Consider the following 17,204-nt stretch of genomic DNA (forward strand, 5'->3'; position numbering starts at 1 on the left):
CGTCAGCCCCTTCGAGCCTTCCGCGGCTGGTTGCGGCGAGCAGCGCGCTTTTCCTTGATGCGAACGTTCTCGGCCCGCACCTCGGCCTGAACAGCGCGTTCCTTTTCGAGCCATTCGGGCTTCTCTTCGAGGAGTGCGGCGATCTGATCCGTGGTGAGTGCTTCTTCGACGCCGCCGCGGGCCAGCCCGGCGATCGATACGCCCAGCTTGGCGGCGATGACCGGGCGAGGGTGCGGTCCGGTGCGTCGCAGCTCCAGCAGCCACTCCGGCGGATCGGTCTGCAGAGCGGTCAGCTCGTCACGAGTCACGTCGCCTTCCTGGAACTGCGCAGGTGTTGCTTCCAGGTACACACCCAGCTTCTTGGCAGCCGTCGTCGGCTTCATCGTCTGGGGAGTTTTGTTCGACGTCATGCAACAAGAGTAACCAGCCGATACGGGTGCTTTTACCAAGGCGGTAGCCTTGCCTGGTGACAGACGCGGATAGTCAGGCAATTTTTCGACTCGCGTACGCCCCGGGGGTGACGCCCACCAAGTGGGTCCGGGTGTGGCACGAGCGGCTCCCCGAGGTGCGTCTGGAACTTGTTCAGTTCCCGGTTCTCGAACTCGAAGCTGCACTTCGCGCCGGTGAAGCAGATGCAGGTTTGGTTCGACTGCCGATCGACCGGACCGGCATCAGCGCCATCTCGCTGTACGCGGAAACCCCGGTGGTGGTGGTACCGAAAGATCACGTATTCACTACTGTCGATCAGATTTCCGTCGACGATCTGGCCGACGAGATAGTGCTCGATCCTCTCGACGACAGACTCGACTGGCCGACCCGTCCCGGAAAGACCGCCGCCGAGCGACCCGCGACCATCGCCGACGCCATCGAGTTGGTGGCTGCCGGCGTCGGAGTTGTCGTGGTTCCCCATTCGCTGGCGCGGTTCCACCATCGCAAGGACCTGACCTTCCGTCCGGTGGACGGTGCGCCCGAGGCTCCTGTGGCTTTGGCATGGATGGAGTCCAAGACCACAGATCTGGTCGAGGAACTGATCGGCATCGTGCGGGGCCGAACGGCGCAGAGTTCCCGCGGCCGAAACGGTGAGCCGGCGGAGAAGATCAAGGGCTCCGTCAAGGCCAAGATCGCGGCCCGCGAGCGTCGCGCAGAAGCTGCCAAGAACGGGCAGAAAGCTAAGGGCGCCGGCACCGCAAAGAACATATCCGGACGCAACGCCGGTTCCGGTAAGGCCAAGGCGGGCGGCAAATCAGGCAGCGGCAAGTCCGGTGGGACCAAGAGTTCGGGTGGCCGGTTCTCCGGAAAGCAGAAGGGCCGCTAGGGCTTCAACTGGCAACTCGGAGGATCGCTGCCGGACAACGCTGAACTGATCAGGCGCGACAGACTCGGGCTGTGGTCTCGCGAATTGGCGCATCGTCGAACTCCGTCGAGCATGATGAGAGTATGACTCCCGCGAGTTCTTCAGCCCTCGACGAATTGGTAGCGGCACTCCCCGAGGGAGCCGTCCTGCTGGATCCGGACGTGACCGCGGGCTACCGCCAGGACTGGGCCGCCGACCCGACCGCCGGCCATCCCGCTGCCGTGGTTCGCGCAACGTGCACCGAAGACATCCAAGCAGTCATGCGATGGGCAACCGCCAACCGCGTACCGGTGGTTCCCAGAGGTGCCGGCTCGGGCCTGTCCGGTGGATCCAGCGCCGTCGACGGTTGCATCGTGGTCAGCACCGAGCGAATGCGACAGATCACGATCGACCCGGTCGCCCGTGTGGCGGTCACTCAGCCCGGCTTGATGAATGCGGAGGTCAAGAAAGCCGCCGCAGAGCACGGACTCTGGTACCCACCTGACCCGTCGTCCTTCGAGATCTGTTCCATCGGCGGCAATGCAGCCACCAACGCCGGCGGACTCTGCTGCGTCAAGTACGGAGTTACCACCGACTACGTTCTCGGACTCCGGGTCGTGCTGGCGGACGGTACAGCTGTCAGCCTCGGAGGTCCCCTTCTCAAGGACGTCGCCGGACTCTCACTCACCAAACTGTTCGTGGGCAGCGAGGGCACTCTCGGCATCATCACGGAAATCACGTTGCGTTTGATTCCCGCGCAGCCGCCCGCATCAACCGTCGTGGCCTCGTTCGACTCGGTGCAAGAAGCTGCCGACGCAGTCTTGGCGATCACCAGCAACATGCGTCCGGCGATGCTCGAGTTCATGGATCATGCCAGCATCAATGCCGTCGAGGATTCGGTACGCATGGGTCTGAACCGCAAGGCTCACGCATTGCTGCTCGCACAGTCCGACGCACCCGGCGCGGCAGGCGTGCTGGAAATCGAGACGATTGTTCAGGCGTGCGAAAACAACGGAGCCACCGAAGTATTCGCCACCGATGACCAGGCCGAAGGTGACGCCTTTGCGGCGGCACGGCGAGCGGTGTTCCCGGCCGTGCTCGCGATGGGAAGTCTGCTTCTCGAAGACGTGGGCGTTCCCATGCGCGCACTCCCCCAGTTGGTAACCGGGGTCGAAGCCATCGCAGACGACCTCGACGTCCTGATCTGCACGGTGGCGCACGCCGGAGACGGAAACACCCACCCGCTCATCGTCTTCGACCCCGCAGACCCGGACATGTCCGAACGCGCACAGATCGCATTCGGACGGGTGATGGATCTCGCCATCGCGCTCGGCGGCACGATCACCGGCGAACACGGTGTGGGTCGACTCAAGCGCGACTGGCTGCCGTCACAGTTGGGTGAAGACGTCATGGCCCTCAATCGCAAGGTCAAGGATGCGCTCGACCCGCTGGGAATTCTCAATCCCGGAGCCGTCATTGCCGTGAAAGAAGGCTCTCTCGACTAGCTTTCACGTCGAGGTCGAACGAGTCACGTCATCGAGGAACCGTCGGGCTGACCGAACGGACCAGCTCGGCCAGCTGACGGAATCCTTCTGCTCGGCCACTCGACGAGCGGAACACGACGCCGATCGTGCGACCTGGAGCCGGCGAAGCGAAATGCGCCGTCGACAAGTCCCCGCGTCGAACCTCCACGGCAACAGCCGATTCCGGGACCAAAGTCACCCCGAGTCCCCCGGCCACACATTGCACGACTGTCGCGAGAGAGGTAGCCCGCGTGTCGCCGGCAAGCGGATGGGCGTCTACCGAACGGCACAGATCCAACGTCTGGTCACGCAGGCAGTGGCCGTCGTCGAGCAAGAGCAACGGCAGCGCGTCGAGCACGTCCGCCGTGAGATCGACACGTCCGGCCAAGGAATGATCGTTCGGCACGACCATCACAAAATCCTCTTCGTACACAGGAACTTCCACCAGGCCAGGTGTTCCGGCAGGAAGCGCCAACACCGCGACGTCGAGCGCTCCCGATCGCAGGGCATCAAGCAAGCGCGCCGTTTGATCCTCGACTATTTGCGGCGCCAACGACGGCAGCTTCTCGCGCAGCTCCGGCAACAACCCCGGAAGAATGTAGGGCGCAACGGTCGGGATCAACCCGATGCGTAGCGGTCCGGTCAGAGAGTCGCCGGAGCCGGCCGCGCTCGCGACGAAACCGTCGGCAGCCTCGAGGATTTGCTTGGCCTGACCGAGCAAGCGCTGTCCGTCCGCGGTCACGAGCACGCGTCGCGTACTACGTTCGATCAGTTTGACCCCTAGTCCCGCCTCGAGAACTGCCAGCGCCTGCGACAGTGTGGGTTGGCTCACACCGGAACGCGCTGCGGCAGTACCGAAATGCCGATACTCGGCGACCGACACGAAGGCACGCAGCTGTGACAAGGAAGGTTGATAAGTCTGATCAGACATGCCTATCAGTGTAGTGCCACCCATCACCTTTACCTTTTGAACGGTTTGATGCAGAATGGACTCATACCAAAAAGCGCCGGTCACAACCTCGACACTCCAGTCGAAACCGTCCGACCCGCTGACGGTGACAAACCCTCTCGATCCAGCACGTTCGGCCGTCACAGTCCGAACAGCCGGATCGTGTGCGCAAGAAATTCCTGTTCACGAGACACGTAGGAGAATGAGACACATGGCTCTGCTCACAATCGGCGACCAGTTCCCCGCTTACAACCTCACGGCTGTCATCGGCGGCGACCTGTCCAAGGTCGATGCCCAGCAGCCCGATGACTACTTCACCACCGTCACCAGTGACGACTACGCAGGCAAGTGGCGCATCGTCTTCTTCTGGCCCAAGGACTTCACCTTCGTGTGCCCCACCGAGATTGCTGCATTCGGCAAGCTCAACGAAGAGTTCGCAGACCGTGACGCTCAGGTTCTCGGCGCTTCCGTCGACAACGAGTTCGTGCACTTCCAGTGGCGTGCACAGCACGAAGAGCTCAAGACCCTCCCCTTCCCGATGCTCTCGGACCTCAAGCGCGAGCTTGCCGAGGCCACCGGCGTCCTCAACGCCGACGGCGTTGCAGACCGCGCGACGTTCATCGTCGACCCCAACAACGAGATCCAGTTCGTCTCCGTCACAGCCGGTTCCGTCGGCCGTAACGTCGACGAGGTTCTCCGCGTCCTCGACGCTCTCCAGAGCGACGAGCTGTGCGCATGCAACTGGAAGAAGGGCGACCCGACCATCAACGCCGGCGAGCTCCTGACTGCGAGCGTCTGAGTATGAGCGTCGAGAACCTCAAGAACTCGCTTCCCGAGTACGCGAAGGACCTCAAGCTCAACCTGAGTTCCATTGCGCGCACGACGGTCCTGAACGAGCAGCAGTTGTGGGGAACGCTCCTCGCAACGGCCGCAGCCACCAAGTCTGCGTCCACGCTCAAGGAGATTGCTTCCGAGGCTGCCGACAACCTGTCGGCAGAGGCATACAACGCCGCTCTCGGCGCAGCGTCGATCATGGGCATGAACAACGTCTTCTACCGCACCAAGGGCTACCTCGACGGTAAGTACGACGACCTTCGTGCCGGCCTGCGGATGAACATCATCGGCAACCCGGGCGTCGACAAGGCCGACTTCGAATTGTGGTCGCTTGCAGTGTCCGCGATCAACGGCTGCAACCACTGCCTCGAAGCTCACGAGAACACCCTCCGCCAGGAAGGTGTCGACCGCGAGGTCATCTTCGAAGCGATCCGCGCCGGTTCCATCGTCGCTGGCGTCGCACAGGCCGTCGAAGCCAACGAGATCCTCTCTGCCGCACAGGTCTGATCACTCGGACCTCAGTGCAGTTCGACGAGCCCTCCCCACCGTGAAGGTGGGGAGGGCTTTTCGCGCGCTAGGGTGGACCGATGGGTATCGAGGTGAGTGTGGTCCGGGTCTTCACGGACGAGAACGGCAAGCACGGGAATCCGCTGGGAATCGTCGACGCGTCCACGGTTGCAGAATCGGATCGACAAGCCGTCGCGAAGGAACTCGACTACAGCGAGACCATCTTCATCGACGTTCCGGATGACGGCGCCTCGCGTGCGCGGGTCCAGATCTTCACTCCGGCAGCAGAACTCCCCTTCGCCGGACACCCGACCGTCGGTGCCACGTGGTGGTTGGGCGAACAAGGCCGTCGCGTGAGCGCCCTCGACGTTCCTGCCGGCAGTGTCGACGTCCGCCAATCCGGCGCTTTGACGTGGGTACGCGCGCGTGCCGAATGGGCACCGGAATTCGCGATCTATCCGATGGACACGGTCGACGACGTCATCGACGCAGATCCGTCCGACTACGAGGCGGATCATTCGTATCTGTGGGCGTGGCAGGACAAGCTCGAAGCTGCCATCCGCGCACGCATGTTCGCACCGGTGATGGGAATCGCCGAGGACGAGGCAACCGGATCTGCAGCGCTGCGCATCACGGACCGATTGAGGAAATCACTGCTCATCACCCAGGGACGCGGATCGGTGCTTCACACCACCTTCTCTCCGGAAGGTTGGCTCGAAGTCGGCGGCCGCGTCGTCGCCGAGCCGTCACGAACCTTGTGAGTACCCGGCGGGATTGCGTCCGGCCTCGAGGTCACGTGCACTCAGTGATACCGAGATCTCGTCACCGAGCGCAACTCCCGGAGCGAGGGGCAACTGATCTCCACTCCAGAACTTGCCCGGGTCGAACCAGTTGACACGACGATTACCGACGAGCAGACCCATCGCTTCATAGGTCTTGGCAACCACTTCGGCGCAGTAGGCGCTCTCGACGGCTACTGCCGATACGTCGGACTTCTTGCGCAGCTTCGGGATTCGGCCGCCGAACCAGCGCGAAGCAAGCTTGGCTGTCGACGGGAAAGGCGTACCGTCCAGCCGCGCGATCGTCTCGAGCAGAGCGTCTTCCTGCTCCCGGGTGATCTCGTGGTCGAGCTGGCGCAACCATCCACGCTGCCCGTACTTGGCGCCCCAAACCTGAACGGCCGATCGCAGATCGTGCAGTTGGACACCACGCTGGAAGCGTCCGGTCCACATGTCCTGCAGCGAGTGACCGAGTTCCGCATGCCACATCAGCGGCGGAAGGTCGTCGATCACGACCGACATTCCGACGTGGTTGACCGGGCTGTTGGTCAGCGTCTGGATGGCCCGGTCCGCCGTCGACTCTCCGCGGAAGATCCAGATGTCGCCCGTGCGGGTCGCCGCGGCGGCCTCGTCGAGACTCACCTGCGAAAGCAATCGTCGGTCCATGCCTCTAGCGTAGAGGGATGAAACTCACGACTCCTCTGCGCGCCTCGCACGTTTGGAAACTGGTCGGCCTCGCCGGCGCGATGGGCGTTGCCGCCACCGGGGTCCTCGTTGCGCGCGGCGAACGCCAGCGTCGGGCCTACTCTCCGGACGAGATTCGCTCGGTGCTACACGAGCGCTACACCCAGGCGTACGCCAAGCAGTCGGAGCAAGAGGTTCTGGAACTGGAACCTGCGCCCAACGCAGTGCGGCGCCGAATCGAGAAACTCTTTCGGCGCCGCAGCTGACTTCAGCCGAGGGCTGCGAGGATCCCCGCGGCCATCTCGGCGACCTGATCGTCGGTCATCACAAACGTCGGCGAAATCTGCATCGCACCCTGACCCGCGGCGCGACCCGAAATACCGTGCTCGCGAAGCGTCTTCACGAACGGCAACGCCTCCGCCGGATCAGCCAACTGCACTGCCGCGACCGCACCGAGCCCACTACGAACCTCCGCCACCCGCGGATGCTCCGCCAGCGGCTGCAGATGCGTATGCAACGACGCCTCCAAACGCTTCGACTCCGCGAGCAGATTCTCACGCTCGAGAATGTCGAGGTTCGCCATCGCCGCCGCAGCAGCACCGGCATGCCCGCCGTAGGTGTACCCATGGCGCCACCACGAACCGGCATAGAACGGCTCCGCCACCCGCGGCGCGATGAACACCGCACCCATCGGAACGTAACCCGACGTCAAACCCTTTGCCGTGGTCATCATGTCGGGCTGCAAATCGAAACGGGTGGACGCGAACCACTCACCACCGATCCGGCCGAAACCGGTCACGACCTCGTCGACGACAAAGAGGATGTCGTGCTCACGGCAGATGTCACGCACCTCGGCCAGATACCCCTCCGGCGGAAGATACACCCCACCCGCACCGATGATCGGCTCCGCGAAGAACGCCGCGATCTTGTTCGCACCGACCCGCTCGATCAACTCGAGCAGACTCTTCGCATCATCCCAGCCGACCGTGGCCGCATCCGCCATCAGCTCGCCGTACCCCTCACGGTTCACCGGAATACCAGCGAGAGCTGTTCCCGCAACATGCATTCCGTGGTACGCCTTCTGACGACCGACGATGATCGCCTTCTCCGGCTGCCCCACCTCGTGCCAGTACCGACGAGCAAGCTTCGCCGCAGTGTCCACCGAATCCGAACCACCCGAAGTGAAGAAGATCTTGCTCCCGGCAACCGGCGCGATCGTCGCCAACCGCTCCGCCAACACCTGCGTGGTCTCGGGAACGAAATCACCGAAATTCGAAAAATGAGCGATCTTCGACAACTGAGCCGCCACCGCATCCGCGATCTCGGTGCGCCCGTGCCCGACATTGGTGAACCACAGGCCCGCTGTCGCATCCAGATACCGAGTGCCCTCGCGGTCCCAGATGTACGCGCCCTCACCGCGAGAGACGACAAACGCGCCGTTTTTCTCCACAGCGCCCATGTCCGCGAACCCGTGCCACAATGCCGAAGCCATCATTGTCCCCTTCGAATACAAACGATGCTGGTGTGCAAACGATGTGCTGCGACTATATCGACACCAGGAATCCGCGCACGACGGCGCTCGCCCGGCACCGGCATTTCCGGGCGCACCCGTAATCTGTCGACCATGACTTTTGCCGACAATCTCGCCGCACTGCCCACCATCGATCATCTGGCCGCCATCGAGGTACTCGACGCCGACGGAACCGTCGTCGACACCGTGGAGAACAAGCCCGGAAAGTCCGGCTCGGTCAAGGTGTACAACCATCTCGCTCAGGTCTACGGCGCGCTGACACCCGAAGCCGCCTCGGCAGGATTGACGATCTTCGCCGAGCACACCGAGGACGCGCGGGCGAACCCGGGCAAGCACCCGAACGTGGACCGACTCGATCAGGTGCTCGCCTCCGGCAATCCCCTAGGACTTCGCAGCGTTCCGTCCGCGTAGCCCGGCGCCCAACCGTCCGACGGCATTGACTGCCAACGCCATCAGGGCCATCGCGATGCCCAGTACGACGAATCCGATGAACAGGGCCAGATAGCCCTGGTGGCGCGGATCCATGAACGGGTAGGGATACCAGTCGACGATCGAACCTCGGATCAACGTGTACACGCCGTACACGACCGGGAACAGCAACCACTGCAGTGAACGTGCTTCGGAGATCCTGTGCCTCGAGGCGAAGAACACCCAGTCGAGCAGCATGACCAACGGAAGAATCCGATGCAGTGCCGAGTTGATCCAGGCATCGTTCAAATTGACGTCGATATCTGCCAGGAGGACGGCATAGATGATGCCGGTGATCACCATGTACAGCGTCACCGCCCCGCGGATCGACTGCCACGCCTGCGATTGTGGATCTCGAATTGCACCGATCAGCAACACGATCACCGCAAGAATGTTGCTCTCGATGGTGAAGTAGCTCAGATAGTTCGACAGAGACAGCTCAGCCGCGTCACGGATCGGGATCCACAGCAAAGCGGCAAGTCCGAACACAGCAAACAACAGTCTCAGGGCTCGCACGGCGATCGGCGTCGACAAGACAGGCACCGATGACTCATTTGCGGTATTTGTCGTCACTGGTCGATATTTGCACATCAGCACGATCTGCGAGCGGTAGTTGTGAACGCGTTCGATAGGCTGTCATCAGCATGTCTACAACACCACCGGCCCCGCTCTCCCCCAAGCGGAGTGACCTGAAGAGCGCGCTGGCGCAGGTCTCACTCCGCGACGAGAGTCGACTCCGTCGCAAACTCGACCGTGCCCGCACACCAGACGCTTTGGTGGCGCTGGCCGAGGATATCGAAACGGCGCGCACACGGTTGGCGGCACGATCCGCCAATGTTCCCGCAGTCTCGTATCCGGAAGCTCTGCCCGTCAGTCAGCGCAAGGACGACATCGCGACCGCGATCTCGGAAAATCAGGTTGTCATCGTCGCCGGCGAGACCGGCTCGGGTAAGACAACCCAGATCCCGAAGATCTGTCTCGAACTCGGACGTGGCGTCCGCGGTCTGATCGGACACACACAGCCGCGCCGGTTGGCAGCACGCACCGTTGCCGAACGTATCGCCGAAGAACTCGACACCGAACTCGGCGACGCCGTCGGATACACCGTGCGGTTCACCGACCAGGTCTCGGACCGCACCTACGTCAAGCTCATGACCGACGGCATTCTCCTCGCCGAAATTCAGCGCGACCGTATGCTCCGACGCTACGACACGCTGATCATCGACGAAGCGCACGAACGCAGCCTCAACATCGACTTCATCCTCGGTTACCTGGCTCAGCTGCTCCCCCGCCGACCCGATCTCAAGGTCATCATCACGTCGGCGACCATCGATCCCGAGCGCTTCGCCAAGCACTTCGCTGTCGACGGTAAGCCCGCGCCGATCGTCGAGGTTTCCGGGCGAACATTCCCTGTCGAATTGCGTTACCGGCCACTGACCGTCGAATCCGGCGACATCACCTTCGACCGCGATCCCGTCGACGCGGTCTGCGAGGCGGTCGACGAGCTGAGCGCGGAGGGCGAAGGCGACATCTTGGTCTTCCTCTCTGGCGAACGCGAAATTCGCGACACCGCAGATGCTTTACGCGATCGGCGTCTTCGCAACACCGAAATCGTCCCGCTGTACGCGCGGCTGTCTGCCGCCGAGCAACACAAAGTGTTCTCGCCGCACACCGGCCGACGCGTCGTCCTTGCCACCAACGTGGCCGAGACCTCGCTGACCGTTCCCGGCATTCGGTACGTCGTCGATCCGGGAACCGCGCGCATTTCGCGATATTCGGTGCGCACCAAGGTTCAGCGGTTGCCGATCGAGCCCATTTCGCAGGCGTCAGCTCGTCAGCGTTCCGGGCGTTGCGGCCGCGTCGCCGAAGGAATCTGCATCCGCCTGTATTCCGAGGAGGACTTCGAGTCACGGCCGGCATTCACCGAACCGGAGATCCTGCGAACCAACCTCGCATCCGTGATCTTGCAGATGACGGCCCTCGGCCTGGGCGACATCGCGGCATTCCCCTTCGTCGAACCGCCGGACCAGCGCGCCGTGAAGGACGGAATCGGACTCCTCGAAGAACTCGGCGCCATCGCGCGAGGTTCCGAGGCCAGCCACCCCGAACTGACGCCGGTCGGCCGCGAGCTGGCCCAGATTCCGGTGGATCCGCGGATGGCACGGATGCTGGTGGAAGCCAAGAACAACGGTTGCCTTCACGAAACCCTTGTCATCGTCGCGGCGTTGTCCATCCAGGACGTTCGCGAGCGGCCCGCCGAGTTCCAGCAAGCCGCCGACGAAAAGCACGCCCGCTTCAACGTCGAGAACTCCGACTTCCTGGCCTACCTGAAACTGTGGGACTACTTACGCGAACAACGTAACGATCTGTCCTCCAACCAGTTTCGCAAGATGTGCCGGAACGAGTTCCTGCACTGGCTCCGCATCCGCGAATGGCAGGACCTGCACGGGCAACTCCGGCAGATCACCCGCGGTCTCGGCTGGACAGTGGGAGAGACACCGGCAAGCGAGAACGCGATCCATCAGTCGCTCCTTGCCGGGTTGCTCTCGCATATCGGGCTACGCGAGGGCGAGAAGCGGGACTACCTCGGCGCCAGAGGCAGCCACTTCGCGATCTTCCCCGGATCGGGACTGTTCAAGAAGCCACCACGCTGGGTCATGGCCGCCGAACTCGTGGAAACGTCGAGGCTGTGGGCGCGCATGTCCGCGCGTATCGAACCCGAGTGGGCTGAAAAGCTCGCCCCGCACCTGGTGAAACGGACCTATTCCGAACCGCACTGGTCCTCCAAGCGCGGCTCGGCGATGGCATACGAGCGGGTCACTCTCTACGGAGTTCCTCTGGTAACCGGCCGCGCAGTGACGTACTCACGAATCGATCCCGAGGCCTCTCGCGATCTCTTCATCCGCCATGCGCTCGTGCAGGGCGAATGGCAGACGAACCACAAGTTCTTCCACGAAAACCGTGCACTCCTCGACAACGTCGAAGAACTCGAGAACCGCGCGCGCCGACGCGACATCCTCGTCGACGACGAAACTCTCTACGAGTTCTACGACGAACGGGTCGGCCAGGAAGCGGTGTCCGCCAGGCACTTCGACCAGTGGTGGAAGGGTGAGCGGCGCAAGAACCCCAGTCTGCTGACGTTCACGCCGGAAACCGTGGTCAACTCCGACGCGGCTGCCGTCCTGGGCGGCGAGTACCCAGACGCTTGGCGCCAGGGCGACATGCAGTTTCCGCTCACTTACCAATTCGAGCCGGGAAAGGACGACGACGGCGTCAGCGCGCACATCCCGGTCGGCCTGCTCGCGCAACTTCAGCCGGTCGGCTTCGACTGGTTGGTCCCCGGTATGCGCGTCGATCTGGTTACTGCTCTGATCAAGACGTTGCCCAAGAACATCCGACGCGCTGTCGTTCCGGCTCCGGATTATGCCGCCGCAGCATTGGCAGCAGTCAAACCTCGATCCGAGCCGTTGATGACCGCGATGGCCCGCGAACTCTCGCACTTGGGCGGGATCCAGATCGACGCCAAGGACTTCGATCCCGCCGCGCTGCCCGACCATCTTCGGATGACATTTGTCGTCGAGGACGAATCGGGCAAGGTTCTCGCGAAGGGTAAGGATCTGGCGCAGCTACGACGCACGCTCGCCCCGCGCGTGCAGAAGGAAGTGGCCAAGGCGGCAACCGGAACCGAACGGGCAGCGGCAACCGTCTGGACATCCGAAACGCTGGGCGCATTGGAACAGACCATCACTCGCTCCATCGGCGGACAGCAGGTGACCGGCTACCCAGCTCTGGTGCCGGAGAACGGCGGAGTTGCCGTTCGTGTCCTGAGTACGCCGGCCGCGCAGGCGCAGGCGATGAGGGAAGGTACGCGGGCGCTTCTCCTCGCGGCCGTTCCCACCCAACTCAAGGCAGTGACCGCCGGCTTGTCGAACACTCAGCGTCTGGCTCTCGGCCAGAATCCGGACGGCGGCTTGGAGGCCCTCGTCGAAGATTGCCGGGTGGCAGCTGCCAACGAAGTGATTGCGGCCCACGGTGGACCGGTACGCACGCCTGAAGCGTTCGATACCCTGGTGAAGATCGCACGCTCCGAACTGGCCGGACGCGTTTCCGCGATCCTGCGCATGATTGTTCCGATCCTCGAACAAGCACACCAACTGAGCGTCGTGCTGGACCGCTCGCGCGGCGAGGCGGCCGACGACGTCCGAGAACAGCTGACCTCACTGCTGTTTCCGGGATTTGTCGCCGAACTGGGATCGGCCCGCCTACGCGATTTACCGCGGTATCTTGCCGCAGCAAAATTCCGTCTCGAAGCTCTGCCCGCAAGTGCACAACGAGATCAGCAGGCTATGGATGTCCTCGACCGGGTGTACGCAGCGTACGACCGGTTGTTGAGTTCGCTTCCCGAAGAGCGTCGCACTGCTCGAGATGTCGACGCGATCAGTTGGATGATCGAGGAACTGCGCGTGAGCCTGTTTGCGCAGTCCCTCGGTACACCCACACCGATTTCCGAAAAGCGAGTCCTGAAAGCTATCGAAGCGATCAAGCGTTGATGTTCGGCGGGAATTGCGCGATCAGTAGATTGTCTGAATGTTGACGTTGGTGAGGAAACCGCCAAAGGTGGCAACAGTGTTGGCGAACCCGAGGGTTACCAGGCTGTTCACGACTCCGAGAACTGCAACTAAGTTCATAACGCCTCCGTGAAGATCCGAGATGCGGACGAACGTACCTGGTAGACACTAAGCGAATAACGTGCCCGATTTGTTCGATTGTTCGCTTTGTGTTCTCAGCGTTACCTAAGACCGCTCTGTGCTCTCAGCGTTATCTGAGGCGAAGGCCTCAGTCGACGGAAACGGTCTCGGCGCCGGGAGCCTTCTCGGCGGCACGGGTCTCTGCATGCTCGCGCATGTCGGTGATCTCACGTTCGAAATCCGCAGCCGAGCTGAAGGACTTGTACACCGATGCGAATCGCAGGTAGGCGACTTCGTCGAGATTTCGAAGCGGATCGAGGATCGCGAGCCCTACCTCGTTACTGGGAATTTCGGCAGAACCCGAAGCTCGAACGGCATCTTCGACCTGTTGGGCGAGCAAATTCAGCGAATCGTTGTCCACTTGGCGGCCCTGGCATGCGCGACGCACACCTTTGACAACCTTTTCTCGGCTGAAAGGCTCCGTGACGCCGCTGCGCTTCACGACCGAGAGAACTGCCGTCTCGACCGTGGTGAATCGGCGGCCACACTCGGGGCACGAACGGCGCCGCCTGATCGCCTGGCCCTCGTCGGCCTCGCGCGAATCGACCACTCGGGAATCAGGGTGCCGGCAGAACGGGCAATGCATCGGGGTTCCTTCGTTGTCGCCGAAATGGCCGCAACTCAGATTCGCTACCGACTGCAAATCCTCCGACGATTTACAGAGCAGATCCACGTACTCAACGCGACCACCCGAGGTGGTGGGACTGTCAAGTGGACAGCTTACTCGCTGTGAACGGACTGCTCTCACGCTCGGTACGCCCCCGCCTGGTACGGGGTAGGTCAGCGCCCCGAGGCCGGCACGATCAGCGTTTGTCCCACTGACAGTCCGGAACTCGACATCGCATTGAGATCCATGATCTGCTCGATCACCGAACCGACAGCCTGGCCAGGTGCAACCTTGGCAGCAATATCACTGAGGGATTCACCCGCGGCAACGCGAACCACTTCGGTCGCGCCGTTTGTCGCAGCTACGTCACCACTCGACAAAGCGCCGATCCCCACCAACGCCAACACTGCGAATGCGGTGAATACGGCGCCCAGGAAAACCGTCTTCCAACTGACATCCTCGGCGGCCACTTCATGTTCGACCCGTGACACACCGACCCTGTTTCGGTGCGCGAAACTTCCTCCGTACGGGCGTGACGAATCGTGCTCGCTGTCCCACCGGCGAGGAGATTCGCGCAATGAACGCGAACCTGAAACCGCGCCCACCGCCGGAACCCGGCGAACGACGGCCGCCTGCGGTTCGTTGTCGACATCCCTGGCCACGCCATGCATTTCGGCCGCTCCGCGCCGTTCGAAGGACACAGCGTCTGCATCGGGCCCATAGAACGAGGGGTGGTACTTCAGTGCCGACGTACCGTCGAAACCAAACGCGTCGAAACCAATCGCGTCGTCGAAAACCCTGTTGCTTTTCAGTGCTGCGTTACCCATCGTGACCTCCGCTGGTCGACACCGATCGATGTGTTCGATCATGCGTTCGATGGAACGCATGTTCGAATTTCTACCACGCCTGGCCGACAATGTCTCTACTTGGAGCGACACGAATCGAACAGATGTTTGAAACCGCGAGCAAATCCGGCTAGATTCGTGTCAGACCACACAGCGGGAATTGCGAAAGCCTCCGTGTTTGTCGACAGCTCGAATGTTGGCAGGAGGCACCGACAGGTTTCTGCGCGACTTGCACCAGGCACTTTTGCAGGCAGTTTTCAGACACGACTTGTTCAGACACGACTTCTTCAGACACGACTTCTTCAGACACGGAGGCAACAGGCCATGAAGGACGATCGCTCCAGCACAGCCGCGGAGGCAGGAGCTTCTGCAGTTCCGTCTCCGTCGAGCGAGACGCTCACCGAGCGTCAGCGGCGCGTTCTCGAAGTGATCCGCGATTCGGTGACGGAGCGCGGGTATCCGCCGAGCATTCGCGAAATCGGGGATGCGGTGGGGCTTACCTCCACGTCGTCGGTCGCGCATCAACTGCGAACGTTGGAGCGCAAGGGCTTCCTTCGACGCGATCCCAATCGCCCTCGTGCAGTCGATGTTCGGGGTCTCGACGAGGTTGCGGCCGATACCGCCATCGCGTCGGTGTCGAAGCATTCCGGCGAGTACAACAGTGCCGACCCGCTGCCAGAGCCGGCGTTCGTCCCCATCCTGGGCCGCATCGCTGCCGGCGGACCGATCCTCGCCGAGGAAGCTGTGGAGGATGTGTTTCCACTCCCCCGCGAGCTCGTCGGCCAAGGTTCGCTCTTCATGCTCAAGGTTGTCGGTGAGTCGATGATCGATGCAGCGATCTGCGATGGCGACTGGGTTGTCGTCCGTCAGCAGAACGTCGCCGAGAACGGTGACATCGTGGCCGCAATGATCGACGGCGAAGCCACCGTGAAGACGTTCAAGCGTACGAAGAAGGAGGTGTGGCTGATGCCGCACAACGACCTCTTCGAGCCGATTCCCGGCAACAACGCCGTCATCTTGGGCAAGGTTGTCACGGTCATGCGGAAGATCTGAGTTCGCTCGCACCCTCGATCACAAAACTCTGGGCCCCGGCATCAGCCGGGGCCCAGAGTCTTTTCGTGACGATCAGCGGTCCATCTCCCGAATCAGAGATTCAGCGAACGTCCGATGATCTCCTTCATGATTTCGGTTGTGCCCCCGTAGATGGTCTGCACACGAGAGTCCATGTACGCCTTGGCAACCGGGTATTCCTTCATGTAGCCGTAGCCTCCGTGCAGCTGGAGGCAGCGGTCGATGAGCTTGACCTGAGCTTCGGTGGTCCACCACTTCGCCATCGCAGCTTCCTGCACGGTCAGCTTCTCGGCATTGAGCTGCTCGATGAACTTGTCCACCAGGATGCGCACTGCCGTGGTCTCCGTTGCCAATTCGGCCAGTACGAATCGGGTGTTCTGGAAGCTGCCGATCGACTTGCCGAATGCCTTGCGGTCACGGCAGTACTGGATCGTGCTCTCGAGAACCGATTCCATTGCGGCGGCAGCAACGACGGCGATCGAGAGTCGTTCCTGGGGAAGGTTCTTCATCAAGTAGAAGAAGCCCATTCCCTCTTCGCCCAGCAGGTTGGCAGCGGGAACGCGTACGTCGGTGAAGCTGAGTTCGGCGGTGTCCTGAGCCTTCATGCCGATCTTGTCGAGATTGCGTCCCCGCTCGAAGCCGGGCATGTCCCGCTCGACCACGAGGAGGCTGAAGCCCTGAGCACCCTTGTCCGGGTCGGTGCACGCGACAACGATGATGATGTCGGCGTTGATTCCGTTGGTGATGAAGGTCTTCGAACCGTTGAGTACCCAGTGGTCCCCGTCGCGAACTGCTTTCGTCTTGATGCCCTGCAGGTCGCTACCGGTACCCGGTTCGGTCATCGCGATCGCCGAGATCAGCTCACCCGACGCGAATCCGGGTAGCCAACGCTGCTTCTGCTCCTGGTTGGTCAACTCCAGGAGGTACGGCGCCACCACGTCGTTGTGCAGCGTGAAGCCGATACCACTGAAGCCACCCTTGGTGGTTTCCTCGGTGATGATCGCGTTGTAGCGGAAATCCTTGACACCGCCGCCGCCGAATTCCTCAGGTACCGCGGTTCCCAGGAATCCCTGCTTTCCGGCCTCGACCCAGACGTCACGATCGACGATGTTCTGCTCTTCCCACTTCTCGTGGTTCGGTGCCACGTGCTGTGCCAAGAACTTCTGGTACGACTCCCGGAAGAGTTCATGTTCCGGTTCGAACAGGGTGCGCTCCACGCCGACTCCTTGCAATTCGATATACGGCACTTCAGTGATGTACCCGGTGGGGACGATGTACCCGGTCGGGATATTTTCGCTGAGACTGGGCACGCCGAAGTTCGCGGG

General features: G+C 62.2%; 17 protein-coding genes. 9 read left to right on the forward strand and 8 right to left on the reverse strand.

Annotation, left to right across the window (positions count from 1 at the left end; all coding sequences use genetic code 11):
• Window positions 1–2 precede the first annotated feature (2 nt).
• The gene (locus ABIE52_RS08490) at window positions 3–410 is read right to left on the reverse strand and encodes a DUF5997 family protein (protein ID WP_007732807.1); all 408 of its coding nucleotides are present in this window, start codon (window positions 408–410) and stop codon (window positions 3–5) included.
• Between the two features lie 56 nt (window positions 411–466).
• On the opposite strand from ABIE52_RS08490, the gene ABIE52_RS08495 reads away from it, so the two are divergent.
• Window positions 467–1,315: a LysR substrate-binding domain-containing protein gene (locus ABIE52_RS08495; RefSeq protein ID WP_003942255.1), complete on the forward strand. Its 849-nt coding sequence runs from the start codon at window positions 467–469 to the stop codon at window positions 1,313–1,315.
• A 122-nt stretch (window positions 1,316–1,437) separates the two neighbouring features.
• Window positions 1,438–2,838, forward strand: coding sequence for an FAD-binding oxidoreductase (locus ABIE52_RS08500; RefSeq protein ID WP_064112814.1), 1,401 nt, complete (start codon window positions 1,438–1,440; stop codon window positions 2,836–2,838).
• Between the two features lie 28 nt (window positions 2,839–2,866).
• On the opposite strand, the gene ABIE52_RS08505 is transcribed toward ABIE52_RS08500, so the two are convergent.
• Window positions 2,867–3,787 carry a hydrogen peroxide-inducible genes activator gene (locus tag ABIE52_RS08505; RefSeq protein ID WP_192712476.1) on the reverse strand — a complete coding sequence of 307 codons (921 nt, stop codon included), beginning with the start codon at window positions 3,785–3,787 and terminating at the stop codon, window positions 2,867–2,869.
• Between the two features lie 229 nt (window positions 3,788–4,016).
• Here ABIE52_RS08505 and ABIE52_RS08510 point away from each other — a divergent pair, with 229 nt between their 5' ends.
• The 3 genes from ABIE52_RS08510 (at window position 4,017) to ABIE52_RS08520 (ending at window position 5,907) form a co-directional block, all read left to right on the forward strand.
• Window positions 4,017–4,604 (forward strand): peroxiredoxin, encoded by a 588-nt coding sequence (locus ABIE52_RS08510; RefSeq protein ID WP_003942119.1) that lies wholly within the window; start codon window positions 4,017–4,019, stop codon window positions 4,602–4,604.
• Between the two features lie 2 nt (window positions 4,605–4,606).
• Complete coding sequence (ahpD, locus tag ABIE52_RS08515) at window positions 4,607–5,146, forward strand: alkylhydroperoxidase, AhpD family (protein WP_003942122.1); 540 nt, start codon at window positions 4,607–4,609, stop codon at window positions 5,144–5,146.
• Between the two features lie 80 nt (window positions 5,147–5,226).
• Complete coding sequence (locus ABIE52_RS08520) at window positions 5,227–5,907, forward strand: PhzF family phenazine biosynthesis protein (protein WP_003942237.1); 681 nt, start codon at window positions 5,227–5,229, stop codon at window positions 5,905–5,907.
• On the opposite strand, the gene ABIE52_RS08525 is transcribed toward ABIE52_RS08520, so the two are convergent.
• Window positions 5,893–6,591: a hypothetical protein gene (locus ABIE52_RS08525; protein ID WP_030536898.1), complete on the reverse strand. Its 699-nt coding sequence runs from the start codon at window positions 6,589–6,591 to the stop codon at window positions 5,893–5,895. The genes ABIE52_RS08520 and ABIE52_RS08525 overlap by 15 nt on opposite strands.
• 17 nt (window positions 6,592–6,608) lie before the next feature.
• Here ABIE52_RS08525 and ABIE52_RS08530 point away from each other — a divergent pair, with 17 nt between their 5' ends.
• Window positions 6,609–6,875: a hypothetical protein gene (locus ABIE52_RS08530; RefSeq protein WP_064075590.1), complete on the forward strand. Its 267-nt coding sequence runs from the start codon at window positions 6,609–6,611 to the stop codon at window positions 6,873–6,875.
• Window positions 6,876–6,877: 2 nt separating this feature from the next.
• On the opposite strand, the gene ABIE52_RS08535 is transcribed toward ABIE52_RS08530, so the two are convergent.
• The gene (locus ABIE52_RS08535; RefSeq protein WP_047269349.1) at window positions 6,878–8,101 is read right to left on the reverse strand and encodes an aminotransferase family protein; all 1,224 of its coding nucleotides are present in this window, start codon (window positions 8,099–8,101) and stop codon (window positions 6,878–6,880) included.
• 132 nt (window positions 8,102–8,233) lie between these two features.
• On the opposite strand from ABIE52_RS08535, the gene ABIE52_RS08540 reads away from it, so the two are divergent.
• On the forward strand, window positions 8,234–8,551 hold the full coding sequence (locus tag ABIE52_RS08540) for a DUF2322 family protein (RefSeq protein ID WP_054188522.1): 318 nt from the start codon (window positions 8,234–8,236) through the stop codon (window positions 8,549–8,551).
• Here ABIE52_RS08540 and ABIE52_RS08545 read toward each other — a convergent pair.
• Complete coding sequence (locus ABIE52_RS08545; protein WP_054188523.1) at window positions 8,522–9,151, reverse strand: Pr6Pr family membrane protein; 630 nt, start codon at window positions 9,149–9,151, stop codon at window positions 8,522–8,524. The two genes, ABIE52_RS08540 and ABIE52_RS08545, sit on opposite strands and share 30 nt — an antisense overlap.
• Before the next feature lie 101 nt (window positions 9,152–9,252).
• Here ABIE52_RS08545 and hrpA point away from each other — a divergent pair, with 101 nt between their 5' ends.
• Entirely contained in the window at window positions 9,253–13,158 is a 3,906-nt protein-coding gene (hrpA, locus tag ABIE52_RS08550; protein ID WP_192712477.1) for an ATP-dependent RNA helicase HrpA, read from the forward strand.
• Window positions 13,159–13,444: 286 nt separating this feature from the next.
• Here hrpA and nrdR read toward each other — a convergent pair whose 3' ends face one another.
• Window positions 13,445–13,942 (reverse strand): transcriptional regulator NrdR, encoded by a 498-nt coding sequence (gene nrdR, locus ABIE52_RS08555; RefSeq protein ID WP_030535543.1) that lies wholly within the window; start codon window positions 13,940–13,942, stop codon window positions 13,445–13,447.
• Window positions 13,943–14,136: 194 nt separating this feature from the next.
• Complete coding sequence (locus ABIE52_RS08560; protein ID WP_030535544.1) at window positions 14,137–14,850, reverse strand: LysM peptidoglycan-binding domain-containing protein; 714 nt, start codon at window positions 14,848–14,850, stop codon at window positions 14,137–14,139.
• A 282-nt stretch (window positions 14,851–15,132) separates the two neighbouring features.
• On the opposite strand from ABIE52_RS08560, the gene lexA reads away from it, so the two are divergent.
• Window positions 15,133–15,861 carry a transcriptional repressor LexA gene (lexA, locus tag ABIE52_RS08565; protein ID WP_007735195.1) on the forward strand — a complete coding sequence of 243 codons (729 nt, stop codon included), beginning with the start codon at window positions 15,133–15,135 and terminating at the stop codon, window positions 15,859–15,861.
• Between the two features lie 92 nt (window positions 15,862–15,953).
• On the opposite strand, the gene ABIE52_RS08570 is transcribed toward lexA, so the two are convergent.
• Complete coding sequence (locus tag ABIE52_RS08570; RefSeq protein WP_054188585.1) at window positions 15,954–17,096, reverse strand: acyl-CoA dehydrogenase family protein; 1,143 nt, start codon at window positions 17,094–17,096, stop codon at window positions 15,954–15,956.
• Between the last annotated feature and the right edge of the window lie 108 nt (window positions 17,097–17,204).

The sequence above is a fragment of the Rhodococcus sp. OAS809 genome (assembly GCF_040546695.1).
Taxonomy (GTDB): domain Bacteria; phylum Actinomycetota; class Actinomycetes; order Mycobacteriales; family Mycobacteriaceae; genus Rhodococcus_F; species Rhodococcus_F qingshengii.

Bases quoted from the DNA above. Each gene is read 5' to 3' on its own strand.
- ABIE52_RS08490 (WP_007732807.1), bottom strand. From the start codon at position 410: ATGACGTCGAACAAAACTCCCCAGACGATGAAGCCGACGACGGCTGCC.
- ABIE52_RS08500 (WP_064112814.1), top strand. From the start codon at position 1,438: ATGACTCCCGCGAGTTCTTCAGCCCTCGACGAATTGGTAGCGGCACTC.
- ABIE52_RS08505 (WP_192712476.1), bottom strand. From the start codon at position 3,787: ATGTCTGATCAGACTTATCAACCTTCCTTGTCACAGCTGCGTGCCTTC.
- ABIE52_RS08510 (WP_003942119.1), top strand. From the start codon at position 4,017: ATGGCTCTGCTCACAATCGGCGACCAGTTCCCCGCTTACAACCTCACG.
- ahpD (WP_003942122.1), top strand. From the start codon at position 4,607: ATGAGCGTCGAGAACCTCAAGAACTCGCTTCCCGAGTACGCGAAGGAC.
- ABIE52_RS08520 (WP_003942237.1), top strand. From the start codon at position 5,227: ATGGGTATCGAGGTGAGTGTGGTCCGGGTCTTCACGGACGAGAACGGC.
- ABIE52_RS08525 (WP_030536898.1), bottom strand. From the start codon at position 6,591: ATGGACCGACGATTGCTTTCGCAGGTGAGTCTCGACGAGGCCGCCGCG.
- ABIE52_RS08530 (WP_064075590.1), top strand. From the start codon at position 6,609: ATGAAACTCACGACTCCTCTGCGCGCCTCGCACGTTTGGAAACTGGTC.
- ABIE52_RS08535 (WP_047269349.1), bottom strand. From the start codon at position 8,101: ATGGCTTCGGCATTGTGGCACGGGTTCGCGGACATGGGCGCTGTGGAG.
- ABIE52_RS08540 (WP_054188522.1), top strand. From the start codon at position 8,234: ATGACTTTTGCCGACAATCTCGCCGCACTGCCCACCATCGATCATCTG.
- hrpA (WP_192712477.1), top strand. From the start codon at position 9,253: ATGTCTACAACACCACCGGCCCCGCTCTCCCCCAAGCGGAGTGACCTG.
- nrdR (WP_030535543.1), bottom strand. From the start codon at position 13,942: ATGCATTGCCCGTTCTGCCGGCACCCTGATTCCCGAGTGGTCGATTCG.
- ABIE52_RS08560 (WP_030535544.1), bottom strand. From the start codon at position 14,850: ATGCGTTCCATCGAACGCATGATCGAACACATCGATCGGTGTCGACCA.
- lexA (WP_007735195.1), top strand. From the start codon at position 15,133: ATGAAGGACGATCGCTCCAGCACAGCCGCGGAGGCAGGAGCTTCTGCA.